This is a genomic window from Nocardia sp. CWNU-33 (assembly GCF_046764895.1).
Lineage (GTDB): Bacteria > Actinomycetota > Actinomycetes > Mycobacteriales > Mycobacteriaceae > Nocardia.
Genome location: NZ_JBKOQN010000011.1, coordinates 179,866 through 195,781, shown reverse-complemented (window position 1 = coordinate 195,781; position 15,916 = coordinate 179,866). Strand labels below are relative to the sequence as shown.

General features: G+C 65.4%; 14 protein-coding genes. 9 read left to right on the top strand and 5 right to left on the bottom strand.

Annotated elements, in window-relative coordinates; genetic code table 11:
* The first annotated feature begins 71 nt into the window (after nt 1–71).
* On the top strand, nt 72–1,106 hold the full coding sequence (locus ACLMAL_RS17780; RefSeq protein WP_412000072.1) for a CobW family GTP-binding protein: 1,035 nt from the start codon (nt 72–74) through the stop codon (nt 1,104–1,106).
* 29 nt (nt 1,107–1,135) lie between these two features.
* Here ACLMAL_RS17780 and ACLMAL_RS17775 read toward each other — a convergent pair whose 3' ends face one another.
* The 3 genes from ACLMAL_RS17775 to glp all read right to left on the bottom strand — a co-directional run bounded on the left by ACLMAL_RS17775 (nt 1,136) and on the right by glp (nt 3,927).
* Entirely contained in the window at nt 1,136–1,573 is a 438-nt protein-coding gene (locus ACLMAL_RS17775; protein WP_412000071.1) for a molybdenum cofactor biosynthesis protein MoaE, read from the bottom strand.
* The gene (gene moaCB, locus ACLMAL_RS17770) at nt 1,560–2,642 is read right to left on the bottom strand and encodes a bifunctional molybdenum cofactor biosynthesis protein MoaC/MoaB (RefSeq protein WP_412000070.1); all 1,083 of its coding nucleotides are present in this window, start codon (nt 2,640–2,642) and stop codon (nt 1,560–1,562) included. The genes ACLMAL_RS17775 and moaCB overlap by 14 nt, the downstream gene beginning before the upstream one ends.
* A gap of 79 nt (nt 2,643–2,721) precedes the next feature.
* Entirely contained in the window at nt 2,722–3,927 is a 1,206-nt protein-coding gene (glp, locus tag ACLMAL_RS17765; RefSeq protein WP_412000069.1) for a gephyrin-like molybdotransferase Glp, read from the bottom strand.
* 139 nt (nt 3,928–4,066) lie between these two features.
* Here glp and moaA point away from each other — a divergent pair, with 139 nt between their 5' ends.
* Entirely contained in the window at nt 4,067–5,125 is a 1,059-nt protein-coding gene (gene moaA / locus ACLMAL_RS17760) for a GTP 3',8-cyclase MoaA (RefSeq protein ID WP_412000068.1), read from the top strand.
* Entirely contained in the window at nt 5,118–5,360 is a 243-nt protein-coding gene (locus ACLMAL_RS17755; protein WP_412000067.1) for a MoaD/ThiS family protein, read from the top strand. Before moaA ends, ACLMAL_RS17755 begins: the two co-directional genes overlap by 8 nt.
* 218 nt (nt 5,361–5,578) lie before the next feature.
* Here the strand turns inward: ACLMAL_RS17755 and nadE are convergent, their stop codons facing one another.
* Nucleotides 5,579–6,403: an ammonia-dependent NAD(+) synthetase gene (gene nadE / locus ACLMAL_RS17750; RefSeq protein WP_412000066.1), complete on the bottom strand. Its 825-nt coding sequence runs from the start codon at nt 6,401–6,403 to the stop codon at nt 5,579–5,581.
* Nucleotides 6,404–6,409: 6 nt separating this feature from the next.
* The gene (locus tag ACLMAL_RS17745; protein WP_412000152.1) at nt 6,410–7,036 is read right to left on the bottom strand and encodes a TetR/AcrR family transcriptional regulator; all 627 of its coding nucleotides are present in this window, start codon (nt 7,034–7,036) and stop codon (nt 6,410–6,412) included.
* Between the two features lie 131 nt (nt 7,037–7,167).
* On the opposite strand from ACLMAL_RS17745, the gene ACLMAL_RS17740 reads away from it, so the two are divergent.
* The 6 genes from ACLMAL_RS17740 to eccCb all read left to right on the top strand — a co-directional run bounded on the left by ACLMAL_RS17740 (nt 7,168) and on the right by eccCb (nt 15,888).
* Nucleotides 7,168–7,737, top strand: a complete 570-nt coding sequence (locus tag ACLMAL_RS17740; RefSeq protein ID WP_412000065.1) for an NAD(P)H-dependent oxidoreductase — start codon at nt 7,168–7,170, stop codon at nt 7,735–7,737.
* A gap of 399 nt (nt 7,738–8,136) precedes the next feature.
* Nucleotides 8,137–8,370 carry a glutaredoxin-like protein NrdH gene (gene nrdH, locus ACLMAL_RS17735; RefSeq protein WP_328404509.1) on the top strand — a complete coding sequence of 78 codons (234 nt, stop codon included), beginning with the start codon at nt 8,137–8,139 and terminating at the stop codon, nt 8,368–8,370.
* A gap of 51 nt (nt 8,371–8,421) precedes the next feature.
* The gene (nrdI, locus tag ACLMAL_RS17730) at nt 8,422–8,883 is read left to right on the top strand and encodes a class Ib ribonucleoside-diphosphate reductase assembly flavoprotein NrdI (RefSeq protein WP_412000064.1); all 462 of its coding nucleotides are present in this window, start codon (nt 8,422–8,424) and stop codon (nt 8,881–8,883) included.
* Nucleotides 8,884–8,921: 38 nt separating this feature from the next.
* Nucleotides 8,922–11,027 (top strand): class 1b ribonucleoside-diphosphate reductase subunit alpha, encoded by a 2,106-nt coding sequence (gene nrdE / locus ACLMAL_RS17725; protein WP_412000063.1) that lies wholly within the window; start codon nt 8,922–8,924, stop codon nt 11,025–11,027.
* A 141-nt stretch (nt 11,028–11,168) separates the two neighbouring features.
* Nucleotides 11,169–11,540, top strand: a complete 372-nt coding sequence (locus tag ACLMAL_RS17720; protein ID WP_406231915.1) for a hypothetical protein — start codon at nt 11,169–11,171, stop codon at nt 11,538–11,540.
* Nucleotides 11,533–15,888 (top strand): type VII secretion protein EccCb, encoded by a 4,356-nt coding sequence (eccCb, locus tag ACLMAL_RS17715; protein WP_412000062.1) that lies wholly within the window; start codon nt 11,533–11,535, stop codon nt 15,886–15,888. Before ACLMAL_RS17720 ends, eccCb begins: the two co-directional genes overlap by 8 nt.
* Nucleotides 15,889–15,916 lie beyond the last annotated feature (28 nt).

Sequence of the window (15,916 nt, the reverse complement as noted above, 5' to 3'; positions counted from 1 at the left end):
CCCCGCCACTTGCCGGGGGTGGCGTTCGGTCGTGCGGTGATGTGTTGCGGGCGCGCACTAAGGTGGGCCGGGTGGCTGACCGGATTCCAGTTCTGATCGTCGCCGGATTCCTCGGATCCGGGAAGACGACGCTGCTCAACCACCTGCTACGCAACAATCGGGGCACGCGGATCGGCGTGGTGGTCAACGACTTCGGCGCTATCAATATCGATTCGATGTTGGTCGCCGGACAGGTCGACGCGATGGTGTCGCTCGGGAACGGATGTGTCTGCTGTGCGGTGGACGTCAGCGAACTCGACGAACTGTTCACCCGGCTGGCGGAGCCGCGCGCCCGGATCGATGTGATCGTGGTCGAGGCCAGTGGTCTCGCCGAACCGCGCAACCTCATTCGGATGGTGGTCGGCAGTGAGAACCCGCGTATCCGGTACGGCGGGCTCGTCGAGGTCGTCGATGCCGAACAGTTTCCGGCCAGCCGGGCACAACACCCCGAACTCGCCGCACATCTGCGGCTCGCCGATCTGGTCGTGGTCAACAAAGCCGATCGGGTGCCACGGGCGGACCTGGAGCGGTTGCGGCAGGAGATCGCCGAGCAGATCGGGCAGGTGCCGGTATACGCGACCACCCACGGCCGCATCGATCCCGGGCTGCTGTTCGACGAGCCGATGCGCGAAGCACCGCGCGTCGCCGAGCAATTGAGCTTCGACGAGTTGCTTTTCGACCACAACCACGACGCGCACGACGACCACCGGCACCTGCACGACGACTACACCAGTGTGAGCTTCACCAGCGAACGGGAACTGGACCCCCGCCGCCTCATCGGCTTCCTGGAGGACCCGCCGCCCGGCCTGTTCCGCGCGAAGGGCTTCGCCGCGTTCGGCGTCGCCGCGGAGCGCCGGAAGTTCGTCCTGCACATGGTGGGCAACCACATCGTGTTCGAACCGGACAACTGGCGTCGCGGCGAGCCGCGCACCACCCAGTTGGTGCTCATCGGCGCGGGGCTGCCCACCGAGACGGCGCTGCGGCGATTGCACGAGACGGTGCATACGGCCGCGGAGCCGCTCGACCCACAGACCATGCTCGGCATCTGGCGCTACACGCTGCACTGAGTTCCTGGAAGAGGTAAATCCGGGACCACTTACCCGCAGGCGTTGACCCATTCCGATAGGCCGTCGGCAAACAACTGGCGCTTCCAGATCGGTACCTCGTGTTTGATCCGGTCCACTAATTCCGCACAGGCGGCGAACGCCTCGGCGCGGTGCGGCGCCGCGACTGCGACGACGATCGCGAGATCGCCGACGGTCAGTGCACCGATGCGGTGCACGGCGGCGACCGGAAGGCCGGAGGATGCGGCCAGTTCGGTGCAGCAGTTCCGCAGGAACCGTTCGGCTTCGGGATGGGCCGAGTATTCCAGCGCGGAAACGGCTTGTCCGCCATCGTGATTGCGGACCTTGCCGGTGAACACCACGACGGCCCCGTGCTCGGGTCCGGTGACCGCCGCCTCGACGTCGGCGGGATTCAGCGGCTGATCGCTGATGGCCGCGAGGCGCACGGCCGCGTGTTCACTGGTTGTCATGGCTGCCGCCTCCTGCTACTTGCGCGAGCAGATGATCCAATAGCGGCTCGAGCACCGCCATACCGTCTTTCACTCCGCCGGGCGAACCGGGCAGGTTCGCGATCACCGAGCGGCCCGCCAATCCCGCGACGCCGCGACTGAGCGCGGCGAGGGGGAATTTCGCGGTGCCGCGCTGCCTGATCGCCTCGGCGACGCCGGGTAGCTCGCGATCGATGACGGCCAGCGTCGCCTCCGGCGTCGCATCGGTGGGGGAGGCGCCGGTCCCACCGGTGGTGATCACCAACGCCGGCGCGAGGCGCAGCGCGTCGGCGAGGCCGACGGCGATTTCGGCGTCGGCGTAGACCAGCGGTCCGCGTACCGCGAAGCCGAGTTCGGTGAGCCATTGCGTGAGCACGGGCCCGGTGGTGTCGATTCGGCTGCCCGCCGCGACGCCGGTCGAGGCGACCACGACCACGGCCGAGCGGGGCTCGGCATCCGAAATAGCTTGCTGCGCTGTGTCGCTCGGAATCTCAGTCGCGTGGGCTGTGCCGGACACCTGCTGCAGGTCGCTTTCCGCGGGCGGGACCGGTCCTGCCGCACGGGATTGCGCCGCTTCGTCATCGGCACGTACCCAATGTCCGTGCTTCCCACCTTCTTTGGTGAGCAGTCGCACGCCGTTGAGGGTCGCGGCGGGGTCGACCGCCTTCACCATGTCGTGCAGGGTGAGCCCGGCGACGGCGACCGCAGTGAGGGCCTCCATCTCGACGCCGGTGGGGCCTTTGGTCTTCGCGGTGGCCTCGATCGTGATGGTGGTGTCGGTGAATGCGAACTCGACCTTGACCGACGAGAGCGCGAGCTGATGGCAGAGCGGGATGAGTTCCGAGGTCTTCTTCGCGCCCGCGATGCCCGCGATCCTGGCCGTGGACAGCACATCGGCCTTCGGCATGTCGTCGGCTCGCACCAGCGCCACCACCTCGGCAGTGGTCTGCAGCTCACCGGCCGCGACCGCGATCCTGGTGGTGTCGGCCTTCGCGCTCACATCGACCATGCGGGCGCGACCCTCGCGGTCGACATGGGACAACTCACTCATGACGTCCACATTGGCACAGCGGTGCCGCGGTGGGCGAAGGGGACCTCCGTGCCACCGTCACGTGATCGGGTGTCGGCGTTCACAGCGATCGGACGAGCACGGTCGTGCCGGCCGGGACCGAGGTCGCCTCCGCCGGGATATCGATCAGTACCTCCGCCCATGCCATTCCGGCGATGAGGTGCGATCCCGGACCGGAGACGGCCTCGACGCCCGCGTCGGTCACCCGGCCACGCAGGAACTGCCGCCGCCCCGACGGCGATTTCACCGGTTCCAGCAGCGGCAATTCACGGGTGCAGACCTCGGGCAGTCCCGCAAGCCTGCGCAGGATCGGCCTGGCGAACACCTCGAAGGACACCATGGTGCTGACCGGATTGCCGGGGAAGCTCAGTACCGGAACGCCGTCGACGACGGTCAGGCCCTGTGGGCCGCCCGGCTGCACCGCGATCGAGCCGAATTGCCCGCCGAGCGGTTGCAGCACCTCCTTGACCACTTCGAAATCGCCCTTGGACACGCCGCCGGAGGTGAACACGATATCGGCGGATTCCGTTGCGGCAGTAAGCAATCGGCGGAAAGCTCCGGGGTCGTCGGTACTGTGCTCGACGGCGGTGACCAGCACCCCGTTCGCGGTCAGCGCCGCGGCGAGTGCGATGCCATTGGAGTTGTAGATCTGCCCCGGCTGCAGTGGCGTCCCGGCGGGGACGAGCTCGTCGCCGGTGGTCAGCACCGCCGCGCGGATGGGCCGTAATACCGGCACCGAAGGCAGACCGACGGCGGCAAGCGCCGCGATATGCCTGGGTGCGAGCCTGGTTCCGGCCGCAACCAGCAGCTCGCCGGTGCGCACGTCGGTGCCGGGCTCCCGCACGAATTCGCCTGCGCTGCGGCCGCGTTCGATGGTCACCGTCGCGCCGTCGGCATGCACGTCCTCCACTGGAACCACGCAGTCCGCGCCGGGCGGAATCGGCGCACCCGTCATTACCTTCATCGCGGCGCCGGGTGGCAACGGTGTCGCACCGGGACTGCCTGCCGCGACGACACCCGCGACCGGCAGTACCACCGGGGCGACCACGACGGACTCCGACCGCACCGCGTACCCGTCCATCGCGGAGTTGCGGAAGACCGGCAGGTCGACCGGCGAGTGGACATCCGCGGCCAGCTGCCTGCCCAGCGCCGCGGGCACCGGGGCGGATTCGGCCGTGCGCGCCGCCAGCGGTCGCAGCAGCTGTTCGATGGCGTCCCGGTAGTCGTCGACGGACCGGACCTGGGACGTGGCGGGCCGAGAGGTCATGCGATCAGCCTAATCGCCGACCCCTTCGAGTTCTCTTGTCGCTTCGCACGAACGCTCACGCGCTGATCTCGGTGTTTGTGAGGTCGAGTTGGTGTGGTCCGGCCCTAGGCGACGCTGGTAGAGCGGTCATAATAGAGAGGTGACGTTGGTCCAGATGGGGATTCCCGCTGTGCGGTCTGGGCGGCCCTCGCTCGATGGACGCCCCGACACGCCGTTCCTGGTGGACCGATTCGGTCGTACCGCCCGTGATCTGCGGGTGTCTATCACCGAGAAATGTTCGCTGCGCTGCACATATTGCATGCCCGAGGAGGGGCTGCCTGCGATTCCGCACGAGGAGTTGCTGACCGTCGAGGAGATCGTGCGGCTGGTCGCGCTGGCCGTGCGGGAACTCGGGGTGCGCGAAGTGCGCTTCACCGGCGGCGAGCCGCTGCTGCGGCGCGACCTCGAACGGATCATCGCCGGTTGTCATGAACGCTTACCCGGGACCCCGCTGGCCATGACAACCAACGGTGTCGGTCTCGCCCATCGCGCGCGCGGTCTGGCGGCGGCCGGGCTGAGTCGGGTGAATGTTTCGCTGGATACCGTCGACCGGCTCGGCTTCGCCAAGCTGACTCGCCGCGACCGCCTCGAGTCGGTCTTCGCAGGCATTCGCGCGGCACGGGACGCGGGCCTGGCACCGATGAAAGTGAACGCTGTTCTGATGCGCGAAACCCTGCCCGGTGCGGCCGATCTGCTGCGCTGGTGTCTGGACGAGGAATGTGAGCTGCGCTTCATCGAGGAGATGCCGCTCGACGCCGACCACGAGTGGGCGCGCGCCAATATGGTGACCGCCGCGGAACTCCTCGATGTGCTCGGCGCCCGCTTCGACCTCACCGCGGCAGGCCGGTCGGACCCGTCGGCCCCCGCCGAAACCTGGCTGGTCGACGGCGGCCCCGCGACGGTCGGCATCATCGCCACCGTCACCCGCAAGTTCTGCGACACCTGTGACCGCACCCGCCTCACCGCCGACGGCATGCTCCGTTCCTGCCTGTTCAGCGACCAGGAATTCGATCTGCGTGAGGCATTGCGCTCCGGCGCCGACGACATCGAGATCGCCACCATCTGGCGCGGCGCCATGTGGAACAAATGGGCAGGCCACGGCATAGACGCCGCCGACTTCGTCCCCCCGGAACGCACGATGGGAGCCATCGGTGGTTGAGATCCGCTATTTCGCCGCAATCGCCGACGTCGTCGGCAAAGACAAAGAAACCCTCGACTTCCCCGCTGACGCAACCATCGCGGACCTGCGTACCACCCTGGCGGAGTCCTACGGCCCCAACCTGGACAAAATGCTCGCCGTCTGCGCCTACCTGATAGGCGACGAACTAACCCGCGACCCCTCCACCCCCCTCACGCCCCGCGTGGATGTCCTGCCCCCCTTCGCAGGCGGCTGAAGCCCGCCCCCACTCTCACCCCAGCACGAGCCACCAACCGGCCCCACCCCACCCGCGTCATCCCCTGCTGATGCCCGCCGCAGTCACAACATTCACAAGCCGCGAGCGCAGTGAAATGGCGGCTCCCACCCCCCGAACCAACCACCATTCGACTACCCTCGCCACCGAAAATGCTTGGAACGCAACCACAGCCAGTCCTGTGGAATGCGGTGTGGTTGTCAGCGCCACCAGGTGTCGAGGGGGGTGACCGGGACGGTGCGCTTGTGGTGGGTGTTCTGGAAGATCGTTTCCAGCTTGGCGGCGACCTCGGGGGTGACGTCTTTGCCTTCGAGGTAGTCGTCGATCTCGGTGTAGCGCAGGCCGAGCGCTTCCTCGTCGGGGAGGGCGGGGCGATCGTCTTCCAGGTCGGCCGTGGGGACCTTGGACCAGATGCTGGCGGGTGCGCCGAGCTCTTGGAGGAGGGCGGCGCCCTGGCGTTTGGTGAGGCCGGTGAGCGGGGTGATATCGACGCCGCCGTCGCCGTATTTGGTGAAGAAGCCGGTGACCGCTTCCGCGGCGTGGTCGGTGCCGACGACAAGCAGGTTCTGCTGGCCCGCGATGGCGTACTGGATGACCATGCGTTCGCGCGCCTTGATGTTGCCGCGGACGAAATCGCGCAGGTCGGGCACACCGAGACTGCGCGCGGTCTCAGCGGCGACCGCATTCGCGCCGGGCCGGACATTGACCGCCACCGAGCGGTCGGGCTGCACGAACTTCATCGAGATCCTGGCGTCGGCCTCGTCGGCCTGCACACCGTAGGGCAGCCGCACCGCGACGAAAGTGGCCTCGACGCCGTCGGCGCGCAGCTCCTCGGCGGCCAGCCGGCACAGCCGCCCGGCCAGCGCGCTGTCCTGGCCGCCACTGATGCCGAGCACGAAACCTGTTGCGGGGGTGACACGCAAGTAGTCCTTGAGGAAATCGATGCGGCGGCGCACCTCGATCTTCGGTTCGATGCTCGGTTGGACGCCTAGTTCAGCGATGATCTGTTCACGCAAGGACTGCATGGCAACTCACTGTACTGGCGATTGCGGTGCGACAACACGCCGAACGAGCGCTGCCCAGTTGTCGCCGATCTGTTCGCGCGAGTAGCCGAGGGCGTGCATCTGGTGCATCACCAATGCCGCGCTGAGCGCACCGAGCAGCGCGTCGGCGAGCAGTGAGATGTCGCCGGTGACCTCGGCCTGCCGCAGCAGCATCGACACGTGGGCTTTGAGCAACAGGTAGGGCGGCCCGGAGAACCGTTCGCCGGTCTCGGCCGCGCGATACAGCTCGCCTTCGACCTCGATGTCGAGTAGTCGAGCCCGGCCGAAGGCGATCAGCCGGTCCTGCGGTGGTGCGCCGGGCCCGAGGGGCGGGGGCCCGTACATGAATCCCTGCTGATACTTGACCTCGGAATGGTCGAGCAGGGCCGTCATGAGCCCCGCCCGGTTGCCGAACCGGCGGAAAACGGTGCCCTTTCCGACGCCCGCCCGTTTGGCGAGCGCGTCCATGGTGAGGCTGTCCACCCCTTGTTCGCGCACCAGTTCTTGTGCCGCGTCCAGCAGTAGTCGCCGGTTACGGGCGGCATCGGCGCGTTCGGTCGGCTCGAGCGTGCCGAGCAGGGGCGCGCCGACGCCGAGCAGCGGACGCTCGGGCATCGACCCGCTCGGCGGGTGTGTGCTGTAGCTCACAAAACCCTCATCGTCTCCAAAGGAATGAAATCGGACCATGGTCCGGTTAGTGTCTCATGAAAGCCCGGACACCAACATTCAGTACACCAGGAGTCGTCATGAGTCAGACCCGGATCCTTACTCTGGTCGGCAGCCTTCGTGCCGCATCCATCAATCGGCAGCTCGCCGAAGCTGCGGTGCAGACCGCGCCCGAGGGTGTCGAGGTCGCCATCTACGAGGGCCTCGCCGACATCCCCTTCTACAACGAAGATCTCGATGTTCCCGGTTCGGTGCCCGCCGCTGCCCAGGCGTTGCGTGACGCGGTCGCCGCATCCGACGGCCTGCTGCTGGCGACGCCCGAGTACAACGGCACGCTGTCGGCCGTGTTGAAGAACGCGATCGACTGGGCTTCCCGTCCGTACGGCGCGGGTGCGCTGAAGGATCGGCCGGTGGCCGTGGTGAGCGGATCGATCAGCCCGAATGCGGGGCAGCGGGCACACGGTGACGCAGTCAAGGCGCTCGGCGTCGCGGGCGCCAAGGTCGTGGAATCCGCACACCTGCACTTCGGCACCTTCGGCCAGCGGTTCGGCGACGCGCACCCGCGCGAGGATGCCGAGGCGCTGACTCAGCTGGCCGGCACGGTGCGCGAGCTCGTCGTCGCCGCACGCGGTGTGCTGGTTTCCGCCTGAGCTGCGGTAAGTCCGCAAGCTTCCCGAAAGGCCACCCTCCACTCGGTGGGGGGTGGCCTTTCGGTGTGCAAAGAAATGTTTGCTGAAAGAGAGCTACGGTACAAAATTGTGATCTGCGCCACGGTCGTGTCGGGTTGCGAATCGAGTGTCCTGGTACTTACCGCGTAGGAATTTCATCAATGTGGTTCGCAACATGTCGTGTTGTATGAATCTGTCGGCCACTAGGTGTAGTGTCTTCCGTACTGGAGAACGGCGCGAGGCCCGAGGCGAAAAGCATCGGTGCGAACCGGCTGAGCAGGGCTTTCGAGATCGGATCCAGGAGTTTGCGCAGCGTACGTCGGATCATGCACTGCATACGGATCACAGGCTGTGGATCAGGCATAGGAGAGAGGGACACCATTGACCATCACCGTGTACACCAAGCCCGCTTGCGTCCAGTGCAACGCGACCTACAAGGCCCTCGACAAGGTCGGGGTCGACTACGAGGTCATCGACATCTCCGAGAACGACGAGGCGCGTGACTACGTCATGGCCCTCGGATACCTGCAGGCGCCGGTCGTCGTTGCCGGTGAGGATCACTGGTCGGGCTTCCGGCCGGATCGCATCAAGTCGCTCGCCACTGTCGCGGCCTGACGCTACCGATCGTTTTCCGTTCATCCGAATGATGGAAGAAGGGAGTTGGCCATGTCCGAAGGGACAGCGCTCGTCTACTTCTCCAGCGCTTCGGAGAACACACATCGTTTCGTCGAGAAGCTGGGTATCCCGGCAACTCGTATACCACTGCACACCGCCGATTCGCTGCGCGTAGACAAACCTTACGTGCTGATCGTCCCCACCTATGGGGGCGGTCGGCACGTACTGGGGGGAAACAGATCCGACAAGGATTTCGTGCCTCGGCAAGTCGCCAAGTTCCTCAACGATCCGCATAACCGCGCCCTGCTGCGCGGTGTCGTCGCGGCGGGAAACACGAACTTCGGCGATACGTACTGCTATGCGGGAGAGGTGATCTCACGCAAGTGCGGGGTGCCGTACCTGTATCGCTTCGAACTCATGGGAACCGCTGAGGACGTCGAGCGCGTCCGCGAGGGATTGGGATTGTTTTGGCAACAGCAACGACAGCACCGGCCGGAAAAACGGCTCGCTTAGAGCAGCCCCCGGTACGGGGCACGGAAGCCGGCGAGGTCATGGACTACCACGCCCTCAACGCGATGCTGAACTTGTACGGCCAGAACGGCGAGATCCAGTTCGACAAGGACCGCGAGGCCGCACACCAGTACTTCCTGCAGCATGTCAACCAGAACACCGTCTTCTTCCACAACCTGGACGAGAAGCTGGACTACCTGGTCGAGGAGAACTACTACGAGGCAGAGGTTCTCGACCAGTACAGCCGCCCGTTCATCAAGTCGCTGTTCCAGCAGGCCTACGCCAAGAAGTTCCGGTTCCCGACCTTCCTCGGCGCGTTCAAGTACTACACCTCGTACACGCTGAAGACCTTCGACGGCAAGCGCTACCTGGAGCGGTTCGAGGACCGCGTCTGTATGGTCGCGCTCACCCTCGCCGCCGGTGACGAGGTGCTCGCGGGCAAGCTGGTCGACGAGATCATCGACGGCCGCTTCCAACCCGCCACCCCGACCTTCCTCAACTCGGGCAAGAAGCAGCGCGGCGAGCCGGTGTCCTGCTTCCTGCTGCGCATCGAGGACAACATGGAGTCCATCGGGCGCTCCATCAACTCCGCGCTGCAGCTGTCCAAGCGTGGCGGCGGTGTCGCCTTGCTGCTGAGCAATATTCGCGAGCACGGCGCGCCGATCAAGAAGATCGAGAACCAGAGTTCGGGTGTCATCCCGATCATGAAGCTGCTCGAGGACTCCTTCTCCTACGCCAACCAGCTCGGCGCGCGTCAGGGTGCGGGCGCGGTGTACCTGCACGCGCATCACCCCGACATCTACCGGTTCCTGGACACCAAGCGCGAGAACGCGGACGAGAAGATCCGCATCAAGACCCTCTCGCTCGGTGTGGTGATTCCGGACATCACCTTCGAGCTGGCGAAGAAGAACGAGGACATGTACCTCTTCTCGCCGTACGACGTGGAGCGCATCTACGGCAAACCGTTCGCCGATATCGATGTCACCGAGAAGTACTACGAGATGGTCGACGACAAGCGGATCCGCAAGTCGAAGATCAAGGCGCGCGAGTTCTTCCAGACCATCGCCGAGTTGCAGTTCGAATCCGGCTACCCCTACATCATGTTCGAGGACACGGTGAACAGGGCCAACCCGATCGCGGGCAAGATCACCCACTCCAACCTGTGCTCGGAGATCCTGCAGGTCTCCACGCCGTCGGTGTTCAACGACGACCTGTCCTACGCTGTGGTAGGCAAGGACATTTCGTGCAACCTCGGGTCGCTGAACATCGCCAAGACGATGGACTCACCCGACTTCGCACAGACCATCGAGACCTCGATCCGGGCGCTGACCGCGGTGTCGGATCAGACACACATCTATTCGGTGCCCTCGATCGAGCAGGGCAACAACCAGTCCCACGCCATAGGCCTCGGCCAGATGAACCTGCACGGGTACCTGGCTCGCGAGCGGGTTCACTACGGTTCCGACGAGGGCATCGACTTCACCAACATCTACTTCTACACCGTGGTCTACCACGCGATTCGGGCGTCGAACCTGATCGCCAAGGAGCGCGGGACCTACTTCGGAGGGTTCCCCGAATCCAAGTACGCGTCGGGCGAGTACTTCGACAAGTACACCGATCAGGTGTGGGAGCCGAAAACCGAACGCGTGGCACAGATCTTCGGCGACGCGGGCGTGCACATTCCGACCCAGGACGACTGGCGTGAGCTGAAGTCCTCGGTCATGGAGCACGGCATCTACAACCAGAATCTGCAGGCGGTCCCGCCGACCGGCTCGATCTCCTACATCAACCACTCGACCAGCTCCATCCACCCGGTGGCTTCGAAGATCGAGATCCGCAAGGAAGGCAAGATCGGCCGCGTCTACTACCCGGCGCCCTATCTCGACAACGACAACCTCGAGTACTACGACGACGCCTACGAGATCGGCTACGAGAAGATCATCGACACCTACGCCGCGGCCACCCAGCACGTGGACCAGGGCCTGTCGCTGACGCTCTTCTTCAAGGACACCGCAACCACCCGTGACCTCAACCGCGCCCAGATCTATGCCTGGCGCAAGGGCATCAAAACCCTCTACTACATCCGTCTGCGCCAAATGGCCCTGGAGGGAACCGAAGTAGAGGGCTGCGTTTCCTGCATGCTGTAGTCGCGCTGCCGAAAGGGCGGTCTCCATGGGAGACCGCCCTTTCGCGTTCTTCGGGTCGGCCGTCGCTTCGCGTTCGAATCCCTTGTCTCGTGGTTAGAGTGGTCGCACTACGGTGAGTGCGGGGCGACTGGAGGGGCAGTGATGAGTGACGTTGTGCTGGTGATCAATTCCGAGCGGCGTCGAGATCCTGAGTGGCTGGACCAACTGGCCGACGAGCTACAGGAGGATCTGCGCCAGATCAGGGGACTGGCCGTTCGAAAGGCGACCACGTCCGCCGCAACGGGCGCGAAGTCCGGTGCGCTGGAGCAGATCGGCCAGCTCGTTGCCTCCGGCGGAGCGATCGGAACCACGGCGTGGGCAATCCGGGACATCGTCATCAAGTTCCTCGATCGGACCAGGGCGACGTCGGTCACCGTCAAACGCGGTGACCGGGAGGTCACTATCCTTCGACCAAAGGACGGCCAGGTCGACGAGATCGTCGATCGGATCCGCGCCGTGCTCGACGATGAATAGTCCGACCGGTCGGCGGTTGGCGCTGTTCATCGCCAACGACACCTACCATTTCGAGGGTCTGCCTCGGCTGTACGCGCCGGTCTCCGATGCCGAACAGCTGCGAGAGTTGCTGCGGGACCCGGAAATCGGCGGCTTCCGACCGACCGAAATACTGACCAACGAATCCAAGGCCGAGATCGAACGCAGTATCGAACGACTGTTCCGCGGTGCGGAGCCGGAGGATGTTGTCCTGCTCTACTTCTCCGGCCACGGTCTGCGGACCAGACAGAACCTGTATCTGGCGACCAGCAACACCGACCCGCAGTTGTTGAGCAGCACCGCGGTGTCCTCGACATTCATTCGAGAACTGATCAGGGAGTCCGCCGCCGCGGCGAAGATCATTCTGCTGGACTGCTGCTACAGCGGCGCGTTCCTCGGCGCGGACGTCGTCAAGTCCGCACCGAATATCGACGACGTCGGCCGGGAACTCGCTGCGGGCGACGGCATCTGTGTGCTGACCGCGTCCAGCGCCGTCGAGACGGCCGAGGACGGGCGCGCCGGCTCGGATAAGTCCGCGCCGCTTTCGGTGTTCACTTCGGCCCTGGTGAAGGGCATCGGCACCGGACTTGCCGACAACGGCAGCGGCCTGATCGGCACGCACGACTTGTGGACTTATGTCAGTGCCGATGTGCGCAGCCGGACGAGTAGACAGACCCCGAACCACTACGGCGTCTTCAAGGACGAGGTCTACGTCGCCCGGGTCCGGCGGAAGTACTCCGCCGTTCTCGAGGTAGGTGACCGAGTGCAGCTCGGTGCTCTGCTCGGTCGGCTCGAACGCGATCCGGCCACCGGCCTGCGCGCGGAGAACTGGTGGGGGACAGGAAGACTCAAGGTTCCGATCGGTCAGGAGCGGCGTGCGGACGGCGCTCCAGGCGAGACGGTGTGGCTGGACCTGGCCGGCGCGGACGGCAATCTTCTCGTCGTCGGCCGCGCGGGCTCGGGAAAGAGCACGCTGCTGCGCACGCTTGCCGGATCGCTTGCCCTGACCCACACCTCGAACGAGGCGCAGATCTACGTGCTGGAGTCGAGTAACCGCCTTGGCTCGATGAGCGCGCTGCCGCACGTCGCGGGTGTGGCGGGCGACGATGAACCCGAGCAGGTGCGGATGCTGCTGGAAACGATCACCGGCGCCATCCGCAGTCGCAAGAAGCTGTACCGGGACAACAGCATCGATTCCCCGGCCAGCTTGCGCGCCGCGCGGTCGCTGCTGACCGAGGGGCCGGTCGCCGATGTGTTCCTGCTGATCGATCGGTGGGGCGACTTCCGCGAGCACATACCGGAATTCGACACCACGATCCGGCAGGTGGCCAGCGCGGGGCCGGAGTACGGCGTGCACGTGGTCGCGACGGTCCGCGATTGGAGTGAAGCCCCGGACTGGCTGGGCGATCTGCTGCCCGCACATGTCGAACTGCGGTTGCACCGCCCGGCCGAGTCGCGGATCAACCCCGAGCGTGCCGCGCGGCTGCCCGATGGTCCCGGCTGGGCGCTGTACGGCCAGCGGCCATTTCGCATTGCCATGCCGGATCTGCGTGAACTGCAACCCGATTCGGTAGGTATATCGGATATGACCGATGGCGCGGCCGAGTTGGTGAGTCGAGTGGTCGGCGCGTGGCCGACGCCGGCCGGTGCGTCCGGTCCGCAGCGTTCGCCGCTCGACGGTGAGGTCGACTTCGCCGCGCTCTTCGGCATCGGCCAGGACGACCGGATCGTCCTCGATGAGGCGTGGGGGTCCCGGACCGGTCGCGACCGGCTCAGAATTCCCATCGGGGTCACGCACACCGGTGAAACCGTGGAGCTGGATCTCAAGCAGTCTGCTGAAAATGGCATGGGACCACACGGTTTGGTGGTCGGCGCCGTCGGATCGGGCAAGTCGACACTGCTGAAGAATTTCGTCGCCGGACTCGCGGTGCGCCACTCACCGGATGTCGTCAACTTCCTGCTGATTTCATTCAAGGGCGCGGAGACGTTCGATGGCTTGGCAGACCTGCCACATGTTTCGGCGTTGGTCGACGATCTCGAAGCAGATCTCTCGCTGGTCGATCGGCTCGGCGAAGCGATCACCGGCGAGGTACAACGCCGGCAGCAGTTGATCCGGTCGGCGGGAAAATTCAACAATATCGACGAGTACGAACGAGCACGGGCGACCGGCTCGCTACCGGACCTGGTGCCGCAGGAGCCGCTGCCCGCTCTGGTCATCATTGTCGACGAGGTCGCCGAACTCCTTTCGCAGAAGTCGGGATTCGGCGATGCCCTCGGTTTGGTTGCCCGATTCGGTCGGTCGTTGGGGATGCATCTGCTGCTGGCGACCCAACGTCTGGACGGGTATCGGCTCGGGGCGATCGAGAACCACCTGTCGTATCGGATCGCCTTGCGAACCTTCTCGGCCAATGAATCCCGTTCCGTGCTGGGCACACTGGATGCGTACCAATTGCCGAGCACGCCGGGGCTCGGCTACCTGAAATACGATTCTTCCGACCCTGTCCGCTTCAAGGCGCCGTACGTGGCGCGGCCGGAACGTGATGTACACGGTGCGGGCACCGGTGCGAACGTACAGCGTACGTTGCTCGACGCTCTGGTCGAATACTTGCGCACGAGAGCGCCACGTGCGCACCAAGTATGGCTGCCGCCGTTGACAGTACCGGCGACAATCGGCACGCTAGTGCAGAACTCCGGCGTTCCGCACGGTCGACTTCGCGTGCCGGTCGCTGTCATCGACGATCCGTACGCCCAGCTGCAGGACGTGCTGACGTTGTCCTTGGACGGCGAGCACGGCAATGTCGCGGTGTTCGGCGGCCAGGGGGCCGGCAAGTCGACCGCGCTGGCGGCCGTTGTCATAGCGACGGCCGCGACGCATACCCCCGAGCAGGTCCAGTTCTATGTGCTCGATTTCGGTGGTGGGTTGTTCGCCGGTCTCGCGGGCATACCACATGTGGGATCCGTTGCGAGCCGGACGGACGCGGATCGAGTACGGCGCACGATAGCGGAGCTGACCGCACTGCTGCATCGGCGTGAGGAGTCCTTCGCCGCACACAACATCGAGTCGATGGTCGAGTTCCGTAGTCGCAGAGCCGATGTCGATGTGCTGCCGGTCGGGCATCAGGCCGCCTACCCGATTCTGCGGGAACCGTTCGGGGACGTGTTCCTGGTGATCGATGGCTGGCGAGAACTGCTCCAGCAGTTCGAGGCATTGGAACCCGAGTTGAATCTCCTTGCTGTTCGTGGCCTCCAATACGGCATTCACGTGATCCTGTCGGCCGCCAGGTGGGTGGACATCCGCCCGGCTGTCAAGGAGCGAATCGGTATGGAGGTGGAGTTACGGCTCAGCGACTCGAACGATTCCGGTATCAGCAGGCGCGCGGCCGCGCTCGTGCCGCACGTGCCCGGGCGCGCGTTGATTCGAGGGCCCGCTGGAGCTCAGCACATTCTGATGGCGCTGCCACGCCTTGGCTCGAGTACGGACGCCCAGACATTGTCTCTCGGTATCGGTTCGGCAGGGCGGAAACTCAGCGACGCCTATCCCGGCCGACGCGCACCGGAAATTCGGATGCTTCCGGCGCGGATCGACCGATCCGAGGTGCTGGCGGCTGCCGACGCACTGGGGATCGAACAGAGCGGGAGCCGCGTCGTCGTCGGCGTGCGGGAGTCCGACCTCCAGCCTCTGGTGCTGGACTTCCAGAGCCAACCGCTGTTGTTGATCTTCGCCGACGCTGGAGCGGGCAAGACGACACTGCTGCGGAACATCGTCGCCGGGATAACCGAACGGGCCGCCGAAGGACAGGTGCGCATTGTCCTCATCGACCCGCGGCGAACAATGCTGGATGCCGTCGACACCGAATTCCGGTCCGGGTACTCGAATTCGTCTCTGGAAGTGGCCGACATGGCGGCTCAGCTCGCCGATGTCATTGATCGCCGGCTGCCGGGGCCGGGGGTGACGGCACAGCAACTTCGTGAGCGCAGCTGGTGGACCGGTCCCGAAATATTCGTTGTCGTCGACGACTACGACATCGTGGTGACCAGTTCCGCGAATCCGTTGACGCCGCTGGTCGATGTGCTCGCGCAGGCCGGCGACTGTGGTGTCCGTGTGATCGTGGCTCGGCGCACGGCAGGCGCCAGCCGGGCAATGTATGACCCGGTGATCAGCCGAATGCGCGAGCTCGGTGCGGACGCGTTGCTCATGAGCGGGTCCAGAGACGAGGGCAAATTGATCGGTGACGTGCGCCCCTCCCCGATGCCGCCCGGCCGTGGCACGTTCATCACTCGGACCCGTGAGCCGGAGCTGGTCCAGATCTGCGAACTGCCCCGAGAGTAAGGGATGGTCTCCGCGTTGGAGACCATCC